Source organism: Mycobacterium sp. NGS56, from assembly GCF_059812425.1.
The window spans coordinates 321,842-344,085 of the sequence record NZ_JCALCQ010000004.1 but is presented as its reverse complement, the minus strand read 5'-3'; the positions used below and the strand labels follow the sequence as shown (position 1 = coordinate 344,085).

Sequence of the window (22,244 nt, the reverse complement as noted above, 5' to 3'; positions counted from 1 at the left end):
CACGTGTCCAAAACATCGTGAATAAAATTCGGCAGCGAACCAAGTCTGCGCTGCCGCAGGGCGGCTCTCACCGCGACGGAAGGCCTGACACCATGACCTCACAGGATCTGAGCGGCCGGACCGCGATCATCACCGGCGCGTCGCGCGGAATCGGCCTTTCGATAGCCCAGCAGCTGGCGGTCGCGGGGGCCAACGTGGTGCTCACCGCGCGCAAGCAGGAGGCCGCCGACGAGGCCGCCGCCCAGGTGGGGAAGCAGGCCCTCGGGGTGGGTGCCCACGCGGTCGACGAGGACGCGGCGCGGCGCTGCATCGAGCTCACGCTGGAGCGCTTCGGCAGCGTCGACATCTTGATCAACAATGCCGGAACCAACCCGGCTTACGGTCCGCTGATCGATCAGGATCACAATCGTTTCACCAAGATCTTCGACGTCAACTTGTGGGCGCCGCTGCTGTGGACCTCGCTCGTCGTCAAATCGTGGATGGGTGAGCACGGCGGGACGATCGTCAACACGGCCTCCATCGGGGGCATGCATCAATCCCCGGCGATGGGCATGTACAACGCCACCAAGGCCGCGCTGATCCACGTCACCAAGCAACTGGCGCTGGAACTCTCGCCGCGCGTCAGGGTCAACGCCATCTGCCCGGGTGTGGTGCGCACCCGGCTGGCCGAGGCGCTGTGGAAGGGAAACGAGGACCCGCTGGCGTCGTCAATCGCGCTCGGGCGCATCGGGGAGCCCGTCGACGTGGCCGCCGCCGTCGCCTTCCTGGTCTCCGACGCGGCGAGCTGGATCACCGGCGAGGCCATGGTGATCGACGGTGGCCTGCTGCTCGGCGCCGCACAGGGATTCCAGTCCGCACCCGGCGGCGGGCAATGACCGCCGTCGATACGGCCGACCTGGACGCACGGGTTCAGGCACTGCTCGACGAACACGATCCGGTCACCAGCGATCCGCGGGATTTCCTTGGCGCGCAATATGATGCGGGCCTGGCCTGGGTGCACCTGCCGCACGGTTTCGGCGGGCTGGATCTGCCGCGCACCGCTCAGGAGCGAGTCGATGCCCGGCTGGCCGCCGCCGGTGCACCGGTGGGCGGGACCCGCAAGAATTACATCGGCATGGGCATGGCGGCGCCGACGATCGCGGCGTTCGGCACCGACGAGCAGAAGCGAAAGTTTCTGCGCCCGTTGTTCACCGGCGAACAGATCTACTGCCAGCTATTCAGCGAGCCGGGCGCCGGGTCCGATCTGGCCGGGGTTGCCACCCGTGCGGTGCGCGACGCGCATAACCCTGAAGATTGGATTATCAACGGGCAGAAGGTGTGGACGTCGCAGGCGCAGCACGCGCAGATGGCCATCCTGGTCGCACGGACCGATCCGTCGGTGCCCAAACACCATGGCCTGACTTATTTTCTCTGCGACATGACGCAACCCGGTGTCGAGATCCGGCCGTTGCGTCAGATCACCGGTGAGGCCGAATTCAACGAGGTGTTCCTCACCGACATCCGGGTGCCCGATGCCAATCGGCTCGGCCCGGAGGGCGGTGGCTGGCGGGTCGCCACCACCACCCTCAACAACGAACGCGTCGCCATCGGCTCGCGCGCCGGGGTGCCACGGGAAGGTGGCCACATCGGCAAGGTCACCGCGGCCTGGCGCGACGAGCCGGCGCTGCGCAACCCCGCCATGCACGACCAGCTGATGCGGCTGTGGGTCGAGGCGGAGGTCCTTCGGCTGGCCGGCGAACGGTTGCGGCAACAGGCGGCCACCGGTCAGCCCGGCCCCGAAGGTGCCGGTATGAAGGTGGCGTTCGCCAAGTTGGCACAAGCGATTTCGGGCTTCGAGATCGAGCTGCACGGCGAAGCAGCGCTGCTCTACGATGACTGGACCATGCGCAGACCCGAGACGGTCGACCTGGTCGGTCGCGGGCCCGGCTACCGCTACCTGCGCGCGCGCGGCAATTCGATCGAGGGCGGTACGTCAGAAATCCTGCGCAATACCATTTCCGAGCGGATCCTTGGCCTGCCGGGTGAACATCGTGTCGACAAAGACGCCGCCTGGAAGGATCTCCCCCGATGAGCGAGCACACCGCCGACCTGCTGTACTCCGACACCGAAGACGCATTGCGGGTCGGCGTCCGGCAGCTGTTCGCCCAGCGGTGCCCATCCGAATCGGTGATGGGCCTCTATGACCAGCAACCACAAGACTTTTCGGGCGTGTGGCACACGCTGGCCACCGAACTGGGCGTGGCGGGCCTGCTGGTTCCCGAGTCGCTGGGTGGCGCCGACGCGAGCGTCCGCGAGGCCGCCGTGGTGATGGAGGAGATCGGCCGGGCCGTTGCGCCGGTGCCGTATTTGTCCAGCGCGGTCCTGGCGACGATCGCGTTGCTGCGTGCCGGTGACACAGCGACCGTGCCGGCTCTGGCCCGCGGCGAGCTGACCGCGGCGTTGGTGGTCCCGCTGTCCAGCGCCCCGGGCGACCCGGTTACCGCGGTCAGCGCCGAAGCCGACGGACTCAGTGGGTCCGTCAGCAGCGTGGCCGGTGCCGACGTCGCCGATGTGCTGGTGGTGCCGGTCGCCGGTCGTGAGGGGCTCGAGCTGCACACCGTGGCCCGCGACGCCGCGGGGGTGCGGATTTCACCGCTGCTTTTGCTGGATATGACCAGACCCCTTGCCGCCGTGTCGTTTTCGGGATCGCCGTCGTCCCGGGTGGGGGCGGGTGACCAGCCAATCGCCGAAGCCATCCGGACCGGGGCGGCCCTGCTGGCGTCGGAGCAACTGGGGGTCGCCCAATGGTGCTTCGAAACCACGCTGGAATACGTCAGGCAACGCAGACAGTTCGGCCGCACGATCGGCTCGTACCAGGCGATCAAGCACCGGCTGGCGGATCTGTGGTTCGAGGTCGGCGCGGCTACCGCCGCGGCGCGCTACGCGGCCGACACCTGCGCGCGGGGCGCCGAGGACGCGGACGCCGCGGCGGCGATCGCCCAGGCCTACTGCGGTGAGGTCGCCGTGCACGCCGCCGAAGAGTGCATACAGCTGCACGGTGGCATCGGTATGACCTGGGAATATCCCGCGCACCTGTACCTCAAGCGGGCCAAGAGCGACCAGTTGGCGTTCGGCACCGGCTACCGTCACCGCGCCCGACTGGCCGAATTGGTGGACCTGCCGGCTTTCTGACCCTTCCGGCGATGCGCGCCAACGCCCCGCCGACGATAGAGCTTGCCGACCACACGTCTTTCGGAGCTGGCGAATGCAAGTGTTGCTGTCGGCGTACGACTCGCGGGGAGGCGTCGAGCCGCTCGCCGCGCTCGCGGTGCATTTGCGCGCGCTCGGCGTCGACGCGCGGGTCAGCGCGCCGCCGGACGCCGAATTCGTTGAGCTGCTGGCCGGGGTCGGAATGCCGCTGCTGCCGTTCGGCGAATCATTGCGGGCGATGAACACGGGGGCGATGCCGTCCGAGGAGGAACTGCGCCGGCACGGCTGGGCCGGCTTGGACCCGATCGACGACCGGGACGACTGTTTCGCTGTCGGGGAGGTCAACCACCAGGCTCTGTTCGGGCGGGTGGCCGCCGTCGTGCACCACTTCGGGGCGGGCACCACTACGACGGCCGCCCGGGCGGGCGCCCCGCAGGTGGTCGTGCCCCAGGGGGCCGACCAGCCCTACTGGGCGACCCGGGTGCGCGACCTGGGCATCGGCGCCGCGCACGACGGTCCCGCTCCCAGCTCCGAATCGCTGTCGACCGCGCTCACGGCGGTCCTGACCGACCAGACCCGCGCCAGGGCGAGGTCGGTGGCCGCAACGATCCGCACCGACGGGGTGTCGGTGGCCGCGACACTGCTGATGACGGCCTTAACGCGGTAGCGCGGAAGCGAACACCTCCGCCATCGCCTCCCAATGCCGCTCTGCCGCGGCGACGTCGTACGGCGCGTTGTCCGGCACCGCGAATCCATGCCCCGCCGGATACCACTCGATGGTGTGCTCGACACCGGCCGCCGTCAGTGCTTTGTCGAGCTGTTCGGCGTCTTCGGCGGTGAACGACGCGTCGTCCTTAGCGCCGCCCACGTAAACCGTGGCGCTCATCCGGTCGGCGAGCAGGTGCGGGCTGTCGTCGGTGTCGGTGACCAGGCCGCCGCCGTGGAAGGAGGCCGCCGCGGCCACCCGGTCGGGCACCCGCCCGGCCACCATGAGCGACGTCCGGCCGCCCATGCAGTAGCCGCACACCCCGAATCGCTCGCCGGCCACCTCGGGTCGGGCGGCGAGATAGTCGAAGAACGCGCCGGCGTCGGCGGCCATCCGGTCCGGGGTGACGCTGCCGATCATCGAGAACAGGCGTGCGCGTTCTTTCGAGTCGCTGAAGACCGTGGCCATGTCGAACGGCGCCCAGTCGGTGGTGCGGTAGTAGACATCCGGAAGCAGCACGGCGTAACCGAACCCGGCCAGCTTGGCGGCCATCTGCTCGAACGTGTCGCGCACGCCGCCGGCGTCGGGATACATCACTACGCCGGGCCATGGGACTTGCGAGTCCGGGCCGTCGGGGGTGAACAGGTGCACCGTGCAGGTGCCGTCGGGTGTGGTGACGACGTCGATGATGTTCGGCATGCCACCCGTTCTACTCCGCGCGCCTAGACCCAAATTCATCGGCGCCGACGCGCCGCGCCCGGCGACGCCGCGCTTGCGATCGCCGCAATTCGTCGGCGCCGACCCGCCGCGCCCGGCGACGCCGCGCTTGCGATCGCCGCTAATTCGTCGGCGCCGACCCGCCGCGCCCGGCGACGCCGCGCTTGCGATCGCCGCTAAGCTGACGGCGTGCCGGTCCCGACCCCCTACGAAGATTTGCTCCGCTTGGTGCTCGACAAGGGAACGGCCAAATCCGACCGCACCGGCACCGGGACGCGCAGCCTGTTCGGTCAGCAACTGCGCTATGACCTGTCGGCCGGGTTCCCGCTGCTCACCACCAAGAAGGTGCACCTCAAGTCAGTCATCTACGAATTGCTGTGGTTCCTGCGCGGCGATTCCAACGTCGCCTGGCTGCACGAGCACGGCGTTACCATTTGGGATGAATGGGCAAGCAGCACAGGCGATCTCGGACCGATCTATGGTGTGCAATGGCGGTCCTGGCCGACGCCGTCAGGCGAGCACGTCGATCAGATCAGCGCGGCCCTGCACCTGCTGCGCACCGACCCCGACTCGCGGCGCATCATCGTGTCCGCGTGGAACGTCGGCGACATCCCGCAGATGGCGCTGCCACCGTGTCATGCCTTCTTTCAGTTCTACGTGGCCGACGGGCGGCTGAGCTGCCAGCTCTACCAGCGCAGCGCCGACCTGTTCCTGGGTGTGCCGTTCAACATCGCCAGCTACGCGCTGCTGACGCACATGATGGCCGCCCAATCCGGCCTCGCGGTCGGCGAGTTCGTGTGGACGGGCGGGGATTGCCACATCTACGACAACCATGTCGAGCAGGTGCGGCTGCAACTGAGTCGCGACCCCCGGCCATACCCGGAACTCGTTCTGGGCGCGCGGGATTCGATTTTCGATTACACCTACGACGACGTTGTCGTAAAGAACTACGACCCCCACCCGGCGATCAAAGCCCCAGTCGCTGTATGAAGCGCGCCGGCGACGACGCCGGCTCGGGCGCCCTGCAAGCCGGGATCAAGGAGTAGCGCGTATGACCGAGGTGGGCCTGGTGTGGGCTCAGTCGACCTCCGGCGTCATCGGGCGCGGTGGCGACATCCCCTGGAAAGTGCCGGAAGATCTCATCCGGTTCAAGGAGGTGACGCTGGGGCACCCGGTGATCATGGGCAGGCGGACGTGGGATTCGTTGCCGGCGAAGGTGCGCCCCCTGCCGGGCCGTCACAACGTCGTCCTGTCCCGAGACCCCGGTTTCGTCGCCGACGGCGCGCGGGTGGCCGGCACCCTGGAGGAAGCCCTCGCCCAGGTCGAGGGCGGCCCCGAGACCTGGGTCATCGGCGGCGAACAGATTTATTTGCTGGCGTTGCCGTATGCAACCCGCTGCGAGGTCACCGAGATCGAAATCGATTTGCGGCGCGATGACGACGATGCGGTGGCGCCGACGCTGGACGACACTTGGGTAGGTGAAACGGGGGAGTGGCAGGCCAGCCGTTCGGGGCTGCGGTATCGCTTCCACAGCTATCGTCGGCCCGCCACGCACCCGTTAGCGCCCTCGGCCTGACCTGACATACTCGGACTCGGGGTCGTCGGTGGGGTCAACCAGGCGTTTGGAGAGAAGGGGGAACTGGCAGTGCAAACCGAACCCGTGAAGACGTTCTCTCGAAAATTCATGGGCTACGACGCGGCCGCGGTCGACACCCACATCGAGATGCTGACCACCAAGCAGCAGCTGCTGCTTGCCGACGTCGAGAGCCTACGGGCCCGCCTGCAGGAATCCGGCGATCAAACGGCCGCGCTGCGCAAGGAAGTCGCCGTGCTGACGGACACCTCGCCAGCGCCGCACGCGGTGCAGCAGCGGCTGGCGAAAATGCTGAGCCGCGCGGTCGACGAGGTGGCCGAGATGCAGGCCGAGGCGCGGGCCGAAGCGGATGCGCTGATCGCGGCGGCCGAGGCCGAGGCCGAGGAAACTGCGCGGAAGCGTGAGCAGATGCTGTCGGACATGGCCGCGCAGCGGCAAGCCATGGAAGCCGAGTATCAGAAGACCAAGGAAAAGCTCGAGGCCGAGTTGACCGGCCTGCGCGAAGACGCCCAGCAGGCGCGTGAGCGGCTCCTCGCGGAGGCGAAGCAGAGGGCGGACCGGGATCGTGACGAGGCTCGCCGGGCCGTGGAAGAGGCGAGTCGGCAACGGATCAGGATTCTCGAGCAACTGATGGGCGTATACCGCGACCTGGAAACAGTTCCGGACGCTCTCGAGGATGCCTACGAAGAACAAAAGAATGCGTCCGAGGCGGACTCTGCGGTGCTCTCGGACGAGAAAGTCAGCGCGGGCTCAGCGTCGTAAGGCAGCACGTCGGACACGACCGGTATTCTCGGCGCCGTGTCGACTCGCAGGCTATCGGCAGCCCAAGCTCGGCGGATAGCCGTTGCGGCCCAAGGATTTACCGACCCCCGGCCCCAAGCTGAGATCACCCGGGCACACCTCAAGCGGCTCATCTCCAGGATCCAAGTGCTGCAACTGGATTCGGTCTCGGTGGCGGTGCGGGCACACTACGCTCCGGTGTTCAGCCGGCTCGGCCCCTACGACCGTGACGTGCTCGACCGGGCCGCCTGGGGGCCCCGGTCGTCGCGGCTGCTGGCGGAGTACTGGGCGCACGAGGCCGCGCTGATGGCCGTCGAGGACTGGCCCCTGTTGCGCTGGCGGATGCGCCAGTACCGGCATGGCCGGTGGGGCACCCACATCGTCAAGGCCAACCCGCGGCTGGCCGACGAGATCATCGCCGCCATCGCCGAGCTCGGACCGAGCACGGCGGGCCAGATCGAAGCGCACCTGGCCGCCGAACCGCGCCGGAAGAAGGGCACCTGGTGGACGCGCAGCGACACCAAGTGGGTCGCCGAGGCGTTGTTCTCCGCCGGGGTGCTCACCACTGCCACCCGCGTGGGCTTCGCTCGCCACTACGACCTGGTCGAACGGGTACTGCCGGCCAGCGTGCTGGCCCGCGAGGTCGACGACGACGAGGCGATCCGCGAACTGACGCTGCGGGCGGCCACCGCGCTGGGCGTGGGCACCGAGGCCGACATCCGCGACTACTTTCGGCTGTCGGCCCAACAGGTCAAACCGGCGCTCGCCGCATTGGAAGCCGGTGGCGACATCGAGCCCGTCGACGTCGACGGCTGGTCCGCACCGGCCTATCTGCGGGCGGGCCGCACGGTGCCCCGCACCGACCGCGGCACCGCGTTGCTGTGCCCGTTCGACCCGCTCATATTCTTCCGCCCGCGCGTCGAGCGACTATTCGAATTCCATTACCGCATAGAGATTTACACCCCCGCAGCCAAGCGGCAATACGGCTACTACGTGTGGCCGCTGCTCATGGACGGACGATTGGTGGCGCGCGTCGACCTCAAGGCCGACCGCGCCGCCAACAGGCTGCAAGTCCTCGGTGCCTTCGGCGAGGCTCATCTTGCCGGCCGCGCCCCACGGCAAGGCGTCGCCGCGGCGCTGGCCGGTGAGCTGGCGTCCATGGCGTCCTGGCTGGGCCTAGGCGGTTTCAGCGTCGCCGGTCGCGGTGATCTGTCCGGCGAGCTGCACGCGGCCGCCAAGCGGGTCAGAGGCGCCGATCCGGTCGGCACGCTTTAAGGTGAGCGCCGTGGCCGAGATCGCGCCGCTGCGCGTGCAACTGATCGCCAAGACCGACTTCTTGGCGCCCCCCGATGTGCCGTGGGTCACCGACGCCGACGGTGGGCCCGCGCTGGTCGAGTTCGCCGGGCGCGCCTGCTACCAGAGCTGGTCGAAACCCAACCCCAGGACCGCGACCAACGCCGGCTACATCAAGCACATCATCGACGTCGGCCACTTCTCGGTCCTCGAACACGCGAGTGTGTCTTTTTACATCACCGGCATCTCGCGGTCGTGCACCCACGAGCTGATTCGGCATCGGCACTTCTCCTATTCGCAGCTGTCGCAGCGCTACGTCCCCGAGAGGGAATCGCACGTCGTCGTGCCGCCGGGCATGGAAGACGATGCGGAACTGCAGCAGATCCTGGCTGCCGCGGCCGACGCCAGCCGCGCCACCTACGCCGAGTTGCTGACGAAGCTGGAAGCGAAGTTCATGGTGGGGGAGCCCGGCGAAAAGCTAGGGGTGTTGCGTCGCAAGCAGGCCCGCCAGGCCGCCCGCGCCGTGCTGCCGAACGCGACTGAAACCCGCATCGTCGTCACCGGCAACTACCGAGCGTGGCGCCACTTCATCGCGATGCGCGCCAGCGAGCACGCCGACGTCGAAATTCGGCGGCTCGCCATCGAGTGCTTGCGCCAGGTGACGGGGGTGGCGCCCGCGGTGTTCGCCGACTTCGAGATCTCCACCCTGGCCGACGGCTCGGAGGTCGCGACCAGCCCACTGGCGACCGAAGCCTGACGCGCCGGCGCGCAGCTACATGGATGCTAATTGCCTTGCCGGCGCCAGGTAACCTGAACACCGTGAGCACGGTCGGATTCGACGCCCCAGCACGGTTGGGGACCTTGCTGACCGCCATGGTCACACCGTTTGGCCACGACGGCTCCGTTGACACCGCCGCTGCCGCACAGCTGGCCAATCACCTGATCGACGCGGGCTGTGATGGGCTGGTGGTCTCCGGTACCACCGGCGAATCGCCGACAACCACGGATGACGAGAAGCTTGAGCTGCTGCGCGTAGTGCTCGAGGCGGTCGGCGACCGGGCCCACGTCGTCGCCGGCGCGGGCACCTATGACACCGCGCACAGCGTGCGGCTGGCCAAGGCCTGCGCGGCCGAGGGCGCCCACGGGCTGCTGGTGGTCACGCCCTACTACTCGAAGCCACCCCAGAGCGGGCTGATCGCCCACTTCACCGCCGTCGCCGACGCGACCGAGCTGCCGGTGGTGCTCTACGACATCCCGCCGCGTTCGGTGATACCCATCCAGCCCGAGACGATCCGTGAGCTGGCCGCCCATCCGAACATCGTCGGAATCAAGGACGCGAAGGCCGACCTGCACAGCGGTGGGCAGATCATCGCCGAGACGGGCCTGGCCTACTACTCGGGCGACGATGCGCTGAACCTGCCGTGGCTGGCCATGGGCGCCACCGGATTCATCAGCGTGATTTCTCACGTGGCCGCCGGACAGCTGCGGCAAATGTTATCCGCATTCAGCTCCGGGGACATCGCCACCGCCCGCAAGATCAACGGCACCGTCTCCCCGCTGTGTGATGCGATGGCCCGCCTGGGCGGGGTGACGCTGTCCAAGGCGGCCCTGCGTCTGCAAGGTATCGACGTCGGCGATCCGCGGTTGCCCCAAATGCCCGCGACGCCAGAGCAACTCGACGAGTTGACCGTCGACATGCGTGCGGCCTCGGTGCTGCGGTGACCCAAGGAGTTTCCCGGAAGTGGATGTAGACCTCGCCCCGCCAGGCCCTTTGGCCACGGGAGGGTTGCGGGTCACTGCGCTTGGTGGCATCAGCGAAATCGGCCGTAACTTGACGGTTTTCGAGCACTTGGGCCGGCTGTTGATCATCGACTGCGGTGTGATGTTCCCCACCCATGACGAGCCCGGGGTCGACCTGATCCTGCCGGATCTGCGTCATATCGAGGACCGACTCGACGACATCGAGGCGCTGGTGCTCACCCACGCCCACGAGGACCACATCGGCGGCATTCCGTTCCTGCTCAAGCTGCGCCCCGACATCCCGGTAGTCGGTTCCAAGTTCACGCTCGCGCTGGTCGCGGCGAAGTGCCGCGAGCACCGCCTCAAACCGGTGTTCGTTGAGGTCGCCGAGGGCCAGAAGAGCAGTCACGGCGTGTTCGAATGCCAGTACTTCGCCGTCAACCACTCCATTCCCGACGCGCTGGCGATCGCCGTGCACACCGGGGCGGGGACGGTGCTGCACACCGGTGACATCAAGCTCGACCAGCTTCCTCTGGACGGCCGCCCGACCGACCTACCCGGCATGTCCCGGCTCGGCGACGCCGGCGTGGATCTGTTCCTTTGCGACTCAACAAATTCCGAGCATCCCGGCGTCGGGCCGTCGGAAAGCGAAGTGGGCCCGACGCTGCACCGTTTGATCCGCGGTGCCGACGGCCGGGTCATCGTGGCGTGCTTCGCCTCCAACGTGGACCGGGTGCAGCAAATCATCGATGCCGCAGTAGCGTTGGGTCGCCGGGTTTCGTTCGTCGGCCGATCCATGGTGCGCAACATGGGGATCGCCCGGGAACTCGGATTCCTGCGGGTGGCCGACTCGGACGTGATCGACATCGGCGCCGCCGAGATGATGCCCCCCGACCGGGTGGTGCTGATCACCACCGGCACCCAGGGCGAACCGATGTCGGCGTTGTCGCGGATGTCGCGCGGGGAACACCGCAGCATCACGCTGACCGCGGGTGACCTGGTGGTGTTGGCGTCATCGCTGATCCCGGGCAACGAGGAAGCGGTCTACGGCGTCATCGACGAGCTCGCCAAGATCGGCGCGCGCGTCGTCACCAATGCCCAAGCGCGCGTGCATGTTTCGGGTCACGCGTACGCGGGGGAACTGTTGTTCCTGTACAACGGTATTCGGCCGCGTCACGTTATGCCCGTGCACGGGACGTGGCGCATGCTGCGTGCCAACGCCAAACTTGCGGCCCGCACCGGCGTGCCGGAGGAGTCGATCCTGCTGGCCGAAAACGGGGTGAGCGTTGACCTGGTCGCGGGCAAGGCCTCGATCGCGGGCGCGGTGCCGGTCGGCAAGATGTTCGTCGATGGGCTGATCAACGGCGACGTCGGCGACATCACCTTGGGTGAGCGGCTCATTCTCTCGTCGGGCTTCGTGGCGGTAACCGTGGTGGTCGCGCGCGGTACCGGGCGTCCGGTCGGCCCGCCGCACCTGCATTCGCGCGGATTCTCCGAGGACCCCAAGGCCCTCGAGCCCGCGGTGCGCAGGGTGGAGGCCGAGCTGGAAGCGCTGCAGGCGGAAAACATCACCGATCCGAGTCGCATCGCCCAGGGCGTGCGGCGGACCGTGGGGAAATGGGTGGGCGAAACCTACCGAAGGCAGCCGATGATCGTGCCAACGGTCATCGAGGTTTAGTGGCGATCACGAGCGCGCCCGCGGCGATCACGAGCGCGGCCGCGGCGATCGCAAGCGCGGCCGCGGCTATCGCAAGCGCGGCGTAGCCGGGCGCAGCGGGTCGCCGCATCGTCCGAGCCGGGCGAATGGACGCACCTCCCGTTGTGGGCAGGGTCGCCATCATCAGGTCTGCGACTCCGTCAGATCTTCTCGGCGTAGGCCGACCACTCCAGTTGCGACGCTTTGAGTTTGCGGCCGGTGGGCTCGACATAACGATGGGCGAGCTCGTCGGGACCGGCCTGCTCCACCAGCCGCCAGCCGTACTCGTCGAGAAACGCCGCGACTTCGTCGGGCTCCAAGCCGAACTGCCATAGTTGCCGGCGCTGGCGCACATTGCGGTACAGCGTGCGGGTGCCATACCGGTTGGTGCCATCGATGAAATCGCTACGGACGTAGGTGAACACCAAACGGCTGCCGGGTGCGGTCGCGCGCAACCCGTCCAGCGTGCGCCGGACCGTCGCCTCAGAGAGGTATTGGGTGACGCCTTCGCAGATGAAGAACACCCGGTAGTCGGTGCGATAACCGTGCTCGGCCAGCGACGTGAGCAGGTCGTCGTGCTCAAGGTTCAACGCCACCAACCGAACCGACAGTGGCGGCTCGCCGAGCACCCGGCGGACCGTTTTGAATTTCCTGGCGACGTTCACCGGCAGATCGACCTCGAACACGGGGATGCGCACCCGCCGCGTCAGCAGGTACGCGCGGGTGTCCAGGCCCGCTCCGAGGATGACGACGGCGTCGATGTCGTCGCGCGACTCCGTGAGCTTGTCGGCGATGAAGCGCTTGCGGCAGGCCAGATTCGCCCACAATCCCGGGCCGGTGAACTCCGAACCGCGGATCATCAGCCGGCGAATTGGCGCGAACCGGGTCGCCCCGACGAGCCACCGCAGCGGTGCGGGCAGAAACAGTTCGGCGAGGTCGTCGTCGACCAGGCGGCGGCCTGCAGGCTCGTTCTGTTCGACGGCGGCCAGCACCATCGGGCCAAAAGCTGTCTGCGCAACCGGGTTCCGTGCCATGGCGATTACTTGTTCAAGAATCCCGCGTCGACGGGCAGGGTGACACCGGTGATGTAGCGCGCCTGGTCCGACACCAGCCACGCCACCGCATTGGCGATGTCCTCGACGTCCAGCACCTCCACCGGCATGGCGTTGCCCATGGCGCCCGGTGTCTGGGTCGCGGCGGCCATCTTGGCCAGCCACTCCCGGGTGAACTCGTTGTTGATCATCGGAGTCTCGACGCCGGACGGGTGAATCGAATTGACCCGAATCATTTGCCCGGCAAGCAGATTCGCGTAAACCCGCATTAGCCCGACCACCCCGTGCTTGGCGGCGGCGTAGCCGACGGAACCGGGATCCGGGCTGCCGACCCCGGCCAGCCCCGCGCTCGAACTGATCAGCACGATCGACCCGCCGGTGCCCTGCTTGACCATCGTGGGTATCGCGACCTTGATGGTGTGGTACACGCCGGTGAGGTTGACGTTGATGACGTCGTGCCAGCCGTCGTCACCGGATTGCATGGGTGCGATACCGGCGTTGGCCACCACGATGTCCAGGCGGCCGAACTCGTCCAGGCCCGCCTGCAAGGCGGCCGCCAGCGATTCACGGTCGCGGACGTCGCCACGAGCGGCCACGATGCGAGCGCCGGTGTCTTGCACCAGCTTCACGGTGGCGGCCAGGTCTTCGGGTGTGGCCAGCGAGTAGGGGACGCTGGCGATCTGGTCGCACAGGTCGACGGCGATGATGTCGGCGCCGTCGCCCGCCAGCCGCACCGCGTGCGCGCGGCCCTGCCCGCGGGCGGCGCCGGTGATGAAGGCGACCTTGCCCTTCAGCGGGCCTACCGGCGAGCGGGCCATCAGGGCCGCAACTGTCCTTTGGCCGGATCGCCCGCCGGGACCGGCTGCAGCATCTTGATGTCGGGGGCACCGGCCAGGTGCTCACCGGCCGCGGTGAACATCTTGGTGACCGCCGGCGCGGTGCTGTGCGCCTTGAGCGCCTCGGCGTCGGCCCACTGCTCGACGAAGACGAAGGTCTCGCCCGACTGGTGTAGCGAATACACCTGGCAACCCGGCTCGTCGTGCACTTCTTCGACCGCCCGCGTGAGGATGTCACGAACGGTGTCTACCGACTCAGGTTTGACAGTCAGGGTGGCGACGACAACGACGGCGGGCATTGATGGCCTCCTGGGGCGCTGTGGGGGTGAGCACGGCTTCTCGCAACCGAATGTCACCCTACTCACGCGATTTCGCACCCGAATAGCACCATGCCTGACAAGCGACACCGTTACCAGTGTGGCGGGTGGTGTAGATGATGTCGTTGCGACTACTCTTGCCGTCATGCCCAGTAAGACCGCCGCCCGCTCCAGAAGCCGAACGAGCAGGTCAAAGGCCACTTCACGCGCCACCGGAAACCGGGGTGCTCGGCCGGCGGCGCCCCGCAAGAAGGTCAGGAAACCGGCCGCCAGGCGGCGCAATCACGCGCCGCTGGTCGGGGCCGGCCTGACCTGCGGTCGCGCCATGCGCGCGGTCTGGCTGATGGCCGCCCGGGGGACCGGTGGCGCGGCTCGCTCCATCGGGCGGGCCCACGACATCGATCCCGGGCATCGCCGCGACGGCATCGCGCTGCTGTTGCTGGGCTTTTCCGTGGTGGTCGCCGCGAGTTCGTGGTTTCATGCCGCCGGACCAGTCGGCACCTGGGTCGACACGCTGCTGCGGACCTTCATCGGTGCTGGTGTGCTGGCGCTGCCGGTCGCCACCGCCGCGGTGGCGGTGACCCTGATGCGCACCGAACCCGACCCGGATGTGCGCCCCCGGCTGATCCTGGGCACCAGCCTGATCACGCTGTCGGTACTCGGTTTGCGCCACCTGTGGTCCGGGTCGCCGGGGGACCCGGAAGCGCGCCGCCGCGCGGCCGGTTTCATCGGATTCGCCATCGGCGGCCCGCTTTCGGACGGGCTGACGCCCTGGATCGCCGCGCCGTTGTTGTTCATCGGGTTCATGTTCGGTCTGTTGCTGCTGACCGGGACCACCATCCGGGAGTTGCCCGACGCGGTTCGCGCCATGTTCGGCACCCGGCTGGTCGGCGACGACGAGCCGTACGACTACGCGGACGAGTTCGACGACGGCGCCGAAGCGGACAACTACTACGACGACGCGTCTTCGATCCCCGAGGACGAGCCGCCGGCATGGTCGCCGGACGACGATGCCCAGGCCGCGCTGCAGGACGACATTCCGACCATGCCCGAACCCGCCGTCCAGTCCGCCCTGCCGGCCTTGCGGAGCCGCAAGCGTGGACGGTCGGCGGGCAAGCACGACACTGTGGAACTGGACCGCATTGTCGAGGGGCCCTACACGCTGCCCTCGCTCAGCCTGTTGGTGGCGGGCGATCCGCCCAAGAAACGCAGCGCCGCGAACAACGTCATGGCCGACGCCATCACCGAGGTGCTGACCCAGTTCAAGGTCGACGCCGCCGTAACCGGATGCACCCGCGGGCCGACCGTCACCAGGTACGAGGTCGAGCTGGGACCGGGCGTGAAGGTCGAGAAGATCACCGCGCTGCAAAAGAACATCGCCTACGCAGTGGCCACCGAGAGCGTGCGCATGCTGGCGCCGATCCCTGGCAAGTCGGCCGTGGGCATCGAGGTGCCCAACACCGACCGGGAAATGGTGCGGCTGGCCGACGTACTGACCGCCCCGTCGACCCGGCGCGATCACCACCCGCTGGTGATCGGGCTGGGCAAGGACATCGAGGGCGACTTCATCTCGGCCAACCTGTCCAAGATGCCGCACCTGCTGGTGGCCGGTTCCACCGGATCGGGTAAGTCCAGCTTCGTCAACTCGATGCTGGTATCGCTGCTGGCACGCGCCACCCCGGAAGAGGTCAGGATGATCCTGATCGACCCCAAGATGGTGGAACTCACGCCATACGAGGGCATTCCTCACCTGATCACCCCGATCATCACCCAACCCAAGAAGGCGGCGGCGGCACTGGCGTGGCTGGTCGAGGAGATGGAGCAGCGCTACCAGGACATGCAGGCGTCCCGGGTGCGACACATCGACGACTTCAACGAGAAGGTGCGGTCCGGTGTCATCACCGCGCCGCTGGGCAGCCAGCGTGAATACCGGCCCTACCCGTACGTGGTGGCGATCGTCGACGAGCTGGCCGACCTGATGATGACGGCGCCGCGCGACGTCGAGGACGCGATCGTCCGGATCACCCAAAAGGCCCGAGCCGCAGGCATTCACCTGGTGCTGGCGACCCAGCGCCCGTCGGTGGACGTCGTCACCGGTCTGATCAAGACCAATGTGCCGTCGCGGCTGGCGTTCGCCACGTCGTCGCTGACCGATAGCCGCGTCATCCTGGACCAGGCCGGTGCGGAGAAGCTGATCGGCATGGGCGACGGCCTGTTCTTGCCGATGGGCACCAACAAGCCGATCCGGTTGCAGGGCGCCTTCATCACCGACGAGGAGATCTACGCCGTCGTGACCGCCTGCAAGGACCAGGCCGAACCCGAGTACACCGAGGGCGTCACCACCGCCAAGCCCACCGGGGAGCGCACGGACGTCGACCCGGACATCGGCGACGACATGGACGTGTTCCTGCAGGCCGTCGAGCTGGTGGTGTCCAGCCAGTTCGGCTCCACCTCGATGCTGCAGCGCAAGCTGCGCGTCGGGTTTGCCAAGGCCGGACGGCTAATGGACCTGATGGAGACCCGCGGCATCGTCGGACCGTCGGAGGGTTCCAAGGCCCGCGAGGTGCTGATCAAGCCCGACGAACTCGCCGGAACGCTGGCATTGATCCGGGGCTCGGACGGCTCGGACGACGGGTCCGAATAGCGCCGAACGTGAACGCAGGGCGAGAAATCGGCTCAAATCGCGGCCTCAGATCACGCTCGGCGGGTTACAACACCAGCAGCATCCGCGAGTTGCCGAGGATGTTCGGCTTGACGTAGCTGAGGTCCAGGAATTCGGCGACACCGATGTCGTAGGAGCGGCACATCTCCTCGAACACCTCGGCCGTCACCGGCGTGCCCTCGATCTCGGTGAATCCGTGCCTGGCGAAGAACTCGGTTTCGAACGTCAACACGAACAGCCGCTTCAACTGCAGCTCGCGGGCGACCTCCAGCAGCCGGTCGACGATCGCATGGCCGATGCCGCGGCCGGTCAGCGCCGGGCTGACCGCCACTGTGCGAATCTCGCCCAGGTCCGACCACAGCACGTGCAGCGCCCCGCAACCGACCACCTGGCCCTCGTGTTCGGCCACCCAAAATTCCTGGACGGCCTCGTACAACGTCACGAGGTTCTTCTCCAGCAAGATCTTTCCCGCGTAGGTGTCGACCAACTGCTTGATCGCGGGAACGTCCGACGTTCGCGCGCGCCGAACCAGCGGCCGATGACGCTGCGGACTTTGGGTCACGGCTAACAGTATGGACATCTGCGACGGCTGCGCTGGTCAACCGTTATTCTGTTGCCGTGTCGGGGCAGCCGCAGACGGGTCCGGTGGCAGGCCGCGCAAACATCGCCAACCTCGCCAATACGCTGACCCTGCTGCGCCTGGTGCTGGTGCCGATCTTCCTCCTCGCCCTGTTCGCCGGGGACGGCCACCAAAACGGTTTCCGCGTGGTGGCTTTCGTCATCTTCGCGGCCGCGTGCATCACCGATCGGTTGGACGGCCTGCTGGCTCGCAACTACGGCATGGCAACCGAATTCGGCGCTTTCGTCGATCCGATCGCGGACAAGACCCTGGTGGGGTCGGCGCTGATCGGGCTCTCGATGCTCGGTGAACTGCCGTGGTGGGTCACGGTGGTTATCCTGGCCCGCGAATTCGGGGTAACAGTGCTGCGGTTGGCCGTGATCCGCCGCGGCGTCATTCCGGCCAGTTGGGGCGGCAAACTCAAGACCGTGGTGCAGGTCCTGGCCATCGGATTGTTCGTGCTGCCCCTGGCGGGGTCGTTTCGGGTGGCCGCGGAGGTGGTGATGGGCGCGGCGATCGTGCTGACCGTGATCACCGGTATCGACTACGTCGTCTCGACCATCCGGGAAGTGCGCCGCACGCCCGGCTGATTCCGGCGGCGCTGATCGGGAACCAGACCACCGCTGCCGGCGTTCACCTAATGAGCACCTGCCGGAGGCAAGCTGAGTACGTGCCGCGCAGGGCTGACTGGACGAAGGAGGGCGGGATGCCGCCATTGGTGCGCGAGGTCATCGGCGACGTGCTGCGCGAGGCGCGCACGACACAGGGCAGGACGCTGCGGGAGGTGTCCGATTCGGCGCGGGTGAGCCTTGGATACCTGTCCGAGGTGGAGCGCGGCCGCAAGGAGCCTTCCAGCGAGCTGCTGAACGCGATCTGCGATGCGCTCGACGTCCCGCTGTCGTCTGTTCTGACCCACGCGGGCGAGCGGATGGCCAGCGAGGAACAGGCGGCCGTCGGCGCCCCCACGGATGGGGCGGGCAGCACCAGCATCAAGGTCGTGATCCCGCCGGTCGCGTCGTTGGCGCTGGCCTGAGCGACGGGGACCGATCCCGGGTAAGGGGTGGGGCGATCGGCGCCGACCCGTTAAATTGAGCGACAGGCGCACAGCCCGTTCAGGCCCATCCGGGGACCATCCGGATCCTCAATAAGCGAAGGTGGAGCTAAGTCATGGCCAATCCGTTCGTCAAGGCGTGGAAGTACCTCACGGCGCTGTTCAACGCCAAGATCGACGAGCACGCAGACCCCAAGATCCAGATTCAGCAGGCCATCGAGGAAGCGCAACGCACGCATCAGGCGCTGACCCAGCAGGCCGCGCAGGTCATCGGCAATCAGCGCCAACTGGAGATGCGCCTCAACCGTCAGCTGGCGGACGTGGAGAAGCTGCAGGTCAACGTGCGGCAGGCGTTGACGCTGGCCGATCAGGCGACCGCGGCCGGTGACGCCGCGAAAGCCACCGAGTACAACAACGCCGCCGAGGCGTTCGCCGCCCAGCTGGTAACCGCCGAGCAGAGCGTCGAAGACCTCAAAACGCTGCACGACCAGGCGCTGGGCGCGGCCGCGCAGGCCAAGAAGGCCGTCGAGCAGAATGCCATGGTGCTGCAGCAGAAGATTGCCGAGCGCACCAAGCTGCTCAGCCAGCTCGAACAGGCCAAGATGCAGGAGCAGGTAAGCGCTTCGCTGCAGTCGATGAGCGATCTCGCCGCCCCCGGCAACGTTCCCAGCCTCGACGAGGTGCGCGACAAGATCGAGCGGAGGTATGCCAACGCGATCGGGGCCGCCGAGCTCGCGCAGGGCTCGGTGCAGGGCCGGATGCTCGAGGTCGAGCAGGCCGGCGTCCAGATGGCCGGCCATTCCCGGCTGGAGCAGATTCGCGCCTCGATGCGTGGCGAGGCCCTGCCGACCGGTGGGACGCCGGCCGCGGGGACCACCGCCGCCACTCCTGCGCCCGCCGAAAGCGCGGGCGGCTCGGTCACCGAGAAACCGCTTGGCCAGTAGTCGGAGCGTCGTGGCCGTGAAAGCGACACAGCCCGGCGCGTGGCGTGCACTGGTGCACCGCGGGCTGGCGACCGCGGCCGACCTCTCGGACCTGGTGGCCCGCCGGATCAGCGCGATCGCGGATCCGCGCGCACGCCAGCTGCGTCGCCGGCGCCGCGCGCTTCGGTGGGGCCTGATCTTCAGCGCCGGGTGCGTGTTCTGGGCGGCGGTGACGATGCTGCTCGCCGCCTGGGGATGGTTCGCATTGCTGCTGGAAATCACCGGAGGCATCGCGGTTTTCATGGCCATCCCGGCGACGCTGTTGCTCATGCGCTATCGCTGGCTACGATCCGATCCGTTGCCGGCGCCGGCCACTGTCGGCGTGCGCCGACTGCCGCCGCCGGGTTCGGCGGCGCGGCCTGCGATGTACGCACTGGGTGCCTCGGAGCGCGGATTTACGTCGCTGGTGGCCGTGATCGAGCGGGGCGCGATGCTGCCGGCCGCCGAGATCCGGGACCTGACCGCGGCGGCTACCAGGACCTCGGCGGCCATGGCGTCCACCGCCGCGCAGGTGGTGTCGATGGAGCGGGCGGCGCAGGCCAGCGAAGGATCGCGGTCGTATCTGGTGCCCACCATCAACGCGTTCACCGCCCAGCTCAGCGCCGGCGTCCGCCAGTACAACGAAATGGTCACCGCGGCAGCGCAATTGGTGTCCTCGGCGAACGGCGACGGATCCGCCACGTCGCAGCAGTATCGCGCCGAACTGGCCGACGCGACGGATCGCCTGGTTGGCTGGGCGCAGGCGTTCGACGAACTCGGCGGATTGCCGCGCCATCAGTGATCGGGCGACGCGGACAGATCAGAGAGTCTGTCTGAGCGACGGTATCGCCAATGCGGCCAGACCGCGCAGCAGCGCCTTAGTCATGTCGAACACGTCGACGTAGTCGCGCCACAGCGTGATCCGCCCGTTGTGGACCTCAAAGATCCCGCAGGCCCAGAACTGCAGCCGTAGTGGTCCGAGGATCAGCACGTCGGTGCGTTCGGTGAGCACCGCGGCGCCGTCTGCGGCGATACGGTGGATCTTGACCTCGAACCCGATGCGACCTTCCATGCGGCGCAGCAGTTTCGCTGTTCGGCGACCGCCGCGGACCCTCGACAGTCCGACATTCTCGTAGACGAGGTTGTCATCGAATGACGCTTCGACGGTTTCGAAGTCCGCGTCCTGCAGGGCGTTCAGAAAAGTCTCTACCGTGCGCGTGTTCGCGACGGCTGTGCCAGTTAGCTCGGTCATCTGGTCAGCGTAGGCGCGTGGCAATCGGGCGCTGTGGCAGGGTGAGCACGATGCGCGTCGCCGTGGTCGCCGGGCCGGATCCCGGGCATTCGTTCCCGGCGATTGCGCTGTGCCGGCGCTTCGCCGAGGCCGGCGACGAACCCACCCTGTTCACCGGTGCCGAATGGCTCGACGCCGCCCGTGGCGCCGGCATCGACGGCGTCGCGCTGGACGGGCTGGCGGCCACCGACGACGACGTCGACGCCGGGGCCAGAATTCACCGGCGCGCCGCGCGAATGGCCGTGCTCAACGTGCCGGCGCTGCGCGACCTGGCGCCCGACCTGGTGGTGTCGGATGTCATCACCGCCGGCGGCGGCATGGCCGCCGAGCTGCTGGGCATCCCGTGGATCGAACTCAACCCGCATCCGCTCTACCTGCCGTCGAAAGGACTGCCGCCGATCGGCAGTGGGCTGGCACCGGGCACCGGCATCCGGGGCCGGCTGCGCGATGCCGCGATGCGCGCGTTGACGGCGCGATCCGTGCGCACGGGCCTGCAGCAGCGAGCGGACTCGCGCGTCGAGATCGGGCTGCCGGCGCGCGATCCCGGGCCGCTGCGGCGGCTGATCGCAACGCTGCCAGCGCTGGAAGTTCCCCGCCCCGACTGGCCCGTCGAGGCCGTCGTCGTCGGGCCGTTGCATTTCGAGCCGACCGACCGGACCCTCGAGGTCCCGCCCGGGTCCGGGCCGGTGGTGGTCGTTGCGCCGTCGACCGCCGTGATCGGGACCGAGGGCCTCGCCGAGGTCGCGTTGGCGTGTTTGACGCCGGGCCAGACATTGCCGCCGGGATCGCGGCTGCTGGTGTCGCGGTTGGACGGACCGGAACTGACGGTGCCGCCGTGGGCGACGGTCGGGCTGGGACGTCAGGACGAATTGTTGGCGCATGCCGACCTGGTGATCTGCGGCGGCGGTCACGGCATGGTGGCCAAGACGCTGCTCGCCGGTGTGCCCTTGGTGGTGGTGCCAGGCGGCGGTGATCAGTGGGAGATCGCCAACCGGGTGCTGCGGCAGGGCAGCGCGCGGCTGATCCGGCCGCTGACCGCTGACGCGCTGGTGGCCGCAGTCAACGAGGTGCTGTCCTCGCCCCGCTACCGGGCGGCGGCGCGGACGGCGGCCGCCGGCATCGCCGACGTCGCCGATCCGGTCCGGGTGTGCCGCGACGCGCTCGCGGTGGCCGGATGACTAACGCACAATCCCCGCCGATTTATGCTTCAGCGGGAGGCACCCGATGAAGATCATCACGACGATCGCCGGCGCCGCCCTGCTGGCGGGGACCCTGGCCGGTGCGGCCGTCGCACGCGCCGACAGTCCCGAGGAACACCAGGCGTGCCAGTTGATGGACGATCCGTCCGCCGCCGAACAGGGACTCGCGCCGGCCGAATACGCCTTCATGCAGTTGCGCGCGACCATGTCGGCCCAACGCGCACGCGACGTGATGTCCATCGCGGTGCAGGAGGACTGCCCAAACCACATCATCGACCTGCCGGCCAGCTGGAGGTAGCCGGTTTCGGCAGTCCGAGGACTCAGGCTGGGTATGTTGACTGACGTGCGGCTGACTGAGTTTCACGAACGGGTAGTCCTGCGCTTTGGCGCCACCTACGGGTCCTCCGTGCTGGTGGATCACGTATTGAGCAGATTCGGCGGACGCACGGCCGCTCAAGCCATCGAGGCGGGGGTCGAGCCCCGCGACGTATGGCGGGCGTTGTGCGTGGACTTCGACGTGCCTCGGGAACAGTGGTGAGC

The 22,244-nt window shown here is 68.0% G+C and carries 25 protein-coding genes; 19 read left to right on the top strand and 6 right to left on the bottom strand.

Features of this window, described 5'->3' with window-relative positions:
• Positions 1-92: 92 nt before the first annotated feature.
• From AC5Y4F_RS14600 to AC5Y4F_RS14585, 4 genes are all read left to right on the top strand, one after another.
• Positions 93-875: an SDR family oxidoreductase gene (locus AC5Y4F_RS14600; RefSeq protein WP_067935928.1), complete on the top strand. Its 783-nt coding sequence runs from the start codon at positions 93-95 to the stop codon at positions 873-875.
• Complete coding sequence (locus AC5Y4F_RS14595; RefSeq protein WP_067935925.1) at positions 872-2,071, top strand: acyl-CoA dehydrogenase family protein; 1,200 nt, start codon at positions 872-874, stop codon at positions 2,069-2,071. The genes AC5Y4F_RS14600 and AC5Y4F_RS14595 overlap by 4 nt, the downstream gene beginning before the upstream one ends.
• Positions 2,068-3,171: an acyl-CoA dehydrogenase family protein gene (locus AC5Y4F_RS14590; RefSeq protein ID WP_067935922.1), complete on the top strand. Its 1,104-nt coding sequence runs from the start codon at positions 2,068-2,070 to the stop codon at positions 3,169-3,171. Before AC5Y4F_RS14595 ends, AC5Y4F_RS14590 begins: the two co-directional genes overlap by 4 nt.
• A gap of 73 nt (positions 3,172-3,244) precedes the next feature.
• Positions 3,245-3,856, top strand: a complete 612-nt coding sequence (locus tag AC5Y4F_RS14585) for a glycosyltransferase (RefSeq protein WP_499997444.1) — start codon at positions 3,245-3,247, stop codon at positions 3,854-3,856.
• Here AC5Y4F_RS14585 and AC5Y4F_RS14580 read toward each other — a convergent pair.
• Complete coding sequence (locus AC5Y4F_RS14580) at positions 3,845-4,594, bottom strand: dienelactone hydrolase family protein (RefSeq protein WP_499997443.1); 750 nt, start codon at positions 4,592-4,594, stop codon at positions 3,845-3,847. The two genes, AC5Y4F_RS14585 and AC5Y4F_RS14580, sit on opposite strands and share 12 nt — an antisense overlap.
• Positions 4,595-4,801: 207 nt before the next feature.
• Between AC5Y4F_RS14580 and AC5Y4F_RS14575 the strand changes: the two genes are divergently transcribed.
• From AC5Y4F_RS14575 to AC5Y4F_RS14545, 7 genes are all read left to right on the top strand, one after another.
• Positions 4,802-5,602 (top strand): thymidylate synthase, encoded by an 801-nt coding sequence (locus tag AC5Y4F_RS14575; protein ID WP_499997442.1) that lies wholly within the window; start codon positions 4,802-4,804, stop codon positions 5,600-5,602.
• Positions 5,603-5,663: 61 nt separating this feature from the next.
• On the top strand, positions 5,664-6,188 hold the full coding sequence (locus tag AC5Y4F_RS14570; RefSeq protein WP_499997441.1) for a dihydrofolate reductase: 525 nt from the start codon (positions 5,664-5,666) through the stop codon (positions 6,186-6,188).
• A gap of 69 nt (positions 6,189-6,257) precedes the next feature.
• Entirely contained in the window at positions 6,258-6,968 is a 711-nt protein-coding gene (locus tag AC5Y4F_RS14565; RefSeq protein WP_499997440.1) for a cell division protein DivIVA, read from the top strand.
• A gap of 36 nt (positions 6,969-7,004) precedes the next feature.
• The gene (locus AC5Y4F_RS14560; protein WP_067935909.1) at positions 7,005-8,261 is read left to right on the top strand and encodes a winged helix-turn-helix domain-containing protein; all 1,257 of its coding nucleotides are present in this window, start codon (positions 7,005-7,007) and stop codon (positions 8,259-8,261) included.
• Between the two features lie 10 nt (positions 8,262-8,271).
• Positions 8,272-9,036 carry an FAD-dependent thymidylate synthase gene (gene thyX / locus AC5Y4F_RS14555; RefSeq protein ID WP_499997439.1) on the top strand — a complete coding sequence of 255 codons (765 nt, stop codon included), beginning with the start codon at positions 8,272-8,274 and terminating at the stop codon, positions 9,034-9,036.
• Positions 9,037-9,098: 62 nt separating this feature from the next.
• Positions 9,099-10,001, top strand: a complete 903-nt coding sequence (dapA, locus tag AC5Y4F_RS14550; RefSeq protein WP_499997438.1) for a 4-hydroxy-tetrahydrodipicolinate synthase — start codon at positions 9,099-9,101, stop codon at positions 9,999-10,001.
• A 19-nt stretch (positions 10,002-10,020) separates the two neighbouring features.
• Positions 10,021-11,697 carry a ribonuclease J gene (locus tag AC5Y4F_RS14545; protein ID WP_067935903.1) on the top strand — a complete coding sequence of 559 codons (1,677 nt, stop codon included), beginning with the start codon at positions 10,021-10,023 and terminating at the stop codon, positions 11,695-11,697.
• A gap of 179 nt (positions 11,698-11,876) precedes the next feature.
• Here AC5Y4F_RS14545 and AC5Y4F_RS14540 read toward each other — a convergent pair whose 3' ends face one another.
• From AC5Y4F_RS14540 to AC5Y4F_RS14530, 3 genes are read right to left on the bottom strand one after another with little or no spacing between them, the layout of a single operon-like run.
• Complete coding sequence (locus AC5Y4F_RS14540; protein WP_499997437.1) at positions 11,877-12,749, bottom strand: SAM-dependent methyltransferase; 873 nt, start codon at positions 12,747-12,749, stop codon at positions 11,877-11,879.
• A 5-nt stretch (positions 12,750-12,754) separates the two neighbouring features.
• A complete protein-coding gene (locus AC5Y4F_RS14535) occupies positions 12,755-13,585 on the bottom strand; it encodes a mycofactocin-coupled SDR family oxidoreductase (RefSeq protein ID WP_499997436.1) in 831 nt (276 codons plus the stop codon).
• Positions 13,585-13,902 (bottom strand): putative quinol monooxygenase, encoded by a 318-nt coding sequence (locus AC5Y4F_RS14530; RefSeq protein ID WP_067935895.1) that lies wholly within the window; start codon positions 13,900-13,902, stop codon positions 13,585-13,587. Before AC5Y4F_RS14530 ends, AC5Y4F_RS14535 begins: the two co-directional genes overlap by 1 nt.
• A 163-nt stretch (positions 13,903-14,065) precedes the next feature.
• Here AC5Y4F_RS14530 and AC5Y4F_RS14525 point away from each other — a divergent pair, with 163 nt between their 5' ends.
• On the top strand, positions 14,066-16,564 hold the full coding sequence (locus AC5Y4F_RS14525; protein ID WP_499997435.1) for an FtsK/SpoIIIE family DNA translocase: 2,499 nt from the start codon (positions 14,066-14,068) through the stop codon (positions 16,562-16,564).
• Between the two features lie 64 nt (positions 16,565-16,628).
• Here the strand turns inward: AC5Y4F_RS14525 and AC5Y4F_RS14520 are convergent, their stop codons facing one another.
• Positions 16,629-17,162: an amino-acid N-acetyltransferase gene (locus AC5Y4F_RS14520; RefSeq protein WP_067935892.1), complete on the bottom strand. Its 534-nt coding sequence runs from the start codon at positions 17,160-17,162 to the stop codon at positions 16,629-16,631.
• A gap of 38 nt (positions 17,163-17,200) precedes the next feature.
• On the opposite strand from AC5Y4F_RS14520, the gene pgsA reads away from it, so the two are divergent.
• The 4 genes from pgsA to pspM all read left to right on the top strand — a co-directional run bounded on the left by pgsA (position 17,201) and on the right by pspM (position 20,016).
• A complete protein-coding gene (pgsA, locus tag AC5Y4F_RS14515; RefSeq protein WP_082947653.1) occupies positions 17,201-17,791 on the top strand; it encodes a CDP-diacylglycerol--glycerol-3-phosphate 3-phosphatidyltransferase in 591 nt (196 codons plus the stop codon).
• 116 nt (positions 17,792-17,907) lie between these two features.
• Positions 17,908-18,234 carry a transcriptional regulator ClgR gene (gene clgR, locus AC5Y4F_RS14510; protein ID WP_067935887.1) on the top strand — a complete coding sequence of 109 codons (327 nt, stop codon included), beginning with the start codon at positions 17,908-17,910 and terminating at the stop codon, positions 18,232-18,234.
• Positions 18,235-18,368: 134 nt separating this feature from the next.
• On the top strand, positions 18,369-19,196 hold the full coding sequence (pspA, locus tag AC5Y4F_RS14505) for a phage shock protein PspA (RefSeq protein ID WP_499997434.1): 828 nt from the start codon (positions 18,369-18,371) through the stop codon (positions 19,194-19,196).
• Between the two features lie 10 nt (positions 19,197-19,206).
• On the top strand, positions 19,207-20,016 hold the full coding sequence (gene pspM, locus AC5Y4F_RS14500) for a phage shock envelope stress response protein PspM (RefSeq protein ID WP_067935881.1): 810 nt from the start codon (positions 19,207-19,209) through the stop codon (positions 20,014-20,016).
• A gap of 18 nt (positions 20,017-20,034) precedes the next feature.
• Here pspM and AC5Y4F_RS14495 read toward each other — a convergent pair whose 3' ends face one another.
• Positions 20,035-20,466 carry a limonene-1,2-epoxide hydrolase family protein gene (locus AC5Y4F_RS14495; protein WP_067935878.1) on the bottom strand — a complete coding sequence of 144 codons (432 nt, stop codon included), beginning with the start codon at positions 20,464-20,466 and terminating at the stop codon, positions 20,035-20,037.
• A 50-nt stretch (positions 20,467-20,516) separates the two neighbouring features.
• Between AC5Y4F_RS14495 and AC5Y4F_RS14490 the strand changes: the two genes are divergently transcribed.
• From AC5Y4F_RS14490 to AC5Y4F_RS14480, 3 genes are read left to right on the top strand one after another with little or no spacing between them, the layout of a single operon-like run.
• Positions 20,517-21,683 (top strand): glycosyltransferase, encoded by a 1,167-nt coding sequence (locus AC5Y4F_RS14490; RefSeq protein WP_067935875.1) that lies wholly within the window; start codon positions 20,517-20,519, stop codon positions 21,681-21,683.
• Between the two features lie 46 nt (positions 21,684-21,729).
• Positions 21,730-22,002: a hypothetical protein gene (locus AC5Y4F_RS14485; RefSeq protein ID WP_499997433.1), complete on the top strand. Its 273-nt coding sequence runs from the start codon at positions 21,730-21,732 to the stop codon at positions 22,000-22,002.
• A 45-nt stretch (positions 22,003-22,047) separates the two neighbouring features.
• Positions 22,048-22,242, top strand: a complete 195-nt coding sequence (locus AC5Y4F_RS14480) for a DUF3046 domain-containing protein (RefSeq protein WP_499997432.1) — start codon at positions 22,048-22,050, stop codon at positions 22,240-22,242.
• Positions 22,243-22,244: the final 2 nt, after the last annotated feature.

Excerpts from the sequence above, each read along its gene's own strand:
- AC5Y4F_RS14540 (WP_499997437.1), bottom strand. The coding sequence starts at position 12,749 with ATGGCACGGAACCCGGTTGCGCAGACAGCTTTTGGCCCGATGGTGCTG.
- AC5Y4F_RS14570 (WP_499997441.1), top strand. The coding sequence starts at position 5,664 with ATGACCGAGGTGGGCCTGGTGTGGGCTCAGTCGACCTCCGGCGTCATC.
- AC5Y4F_RS14485 (WP_499997433.1), top strand. The coding sequence starts at position 21,730 with ATGAAGATCATCACGACGATCGCCGGCGCCGCCCTGCTGGCGGGGACC.
- AC5Y4F_RS14525 (WP_499997435.1), top strand. The coding sequence starts at position 14,066 with ATGCCCAGTAAGACCGCCGCCCGCTCCAGAAGCCGAACGAGCAGGTCA.
- clgR (WP_067935887.1), top strand. The coding sequence starts at position 17,908 with ATGCCGCCATTGGTGCGCGAGGTCATCGGCGACGTGCTGCGCGAGGCG.
- AC5Y4F_RS14495 (WP_067935878.1), bottom strand. The coding sequence starts at position 20,466 with ATGACCGAGCTAACTGGCACAGCCGTCGCGAACACGCGCACGGTAGAG.
- AC5Y4F_RS14585 (WP_499997444.1), top strand. The coding sequence starts at position 3,245 with ATGCAAGTGTTGCTGTCGGCGTACGACTCGCGGGGAGGCGTCGAGCCG.
- pspA (WP_499997434.1), top strand. The coding sequence starts at position 18,369 with ATGGCCAATCCGTTCGTCAAGGCGTGGAAGTACCTCACGGCGCTGTTC.
- AC5Y4F_RS14535 (WP_499997436.1), bottom strand. The coding sequence starts at position 13,585 with ATGGCCCGCTCGCCGGTAGGCCCGCTGAAGGGCAAGGTCGCCTTCATC.
- AC5Y4F_RS14595 (WP_067935925.1), top strand. The coding sequence starts at position 872 with ATGACCGCCGTCGATACGGCCGACCTGGACGCACGGGTTCAGGCACTG.
- AC5Y4F_RS14490 (WP_067935875.1), top strand. The coding sequence starts at position 20,517 with ATGCGCGTCGCCGTGGTCGCCGGGCCGGATCCCGGGCATTCGTTCCCG.
- AC5Y4F_RS14590 (WP_067935922.1), top strand. The coding sequence starts at position 2,068 with ATGAGCGAGCACACCGCCGACCTGCTGTACTCCGACACCGAAGACGCA.
- AC5Y4F_RS14520 (WP_067935892.1), bottom strand. The coding sequence starts at position 17,162 with ATGTCCATACTGTTAGCCGTGACCCAAAGTCCGCAGCGTCATCGGCCG.
- AC5Y4F_RS14600 (WP_067935928.1), top strand. The coding sequence starts at position 93 with ATGACCTCACAGGATCTGAGCGGCCGGACCGCGATCATCACCGGCGCG.
- AC5Y4F_RS14530 (WP_067935895.1), bottom strand. The coding sequence starts at position 13,902 with ATGCCCGCCGTCGTTGTCGTCGCCACCCTGACTGTCAAACCTGAGTCG.
- AC5Y4F_RS14580 (WP_499997443.1), bottom strand. The coding sequence starts at position 4,594 with ATGCCGAACATCATCGACGTCGTCACCACACCCGACGGCACCTGCACG.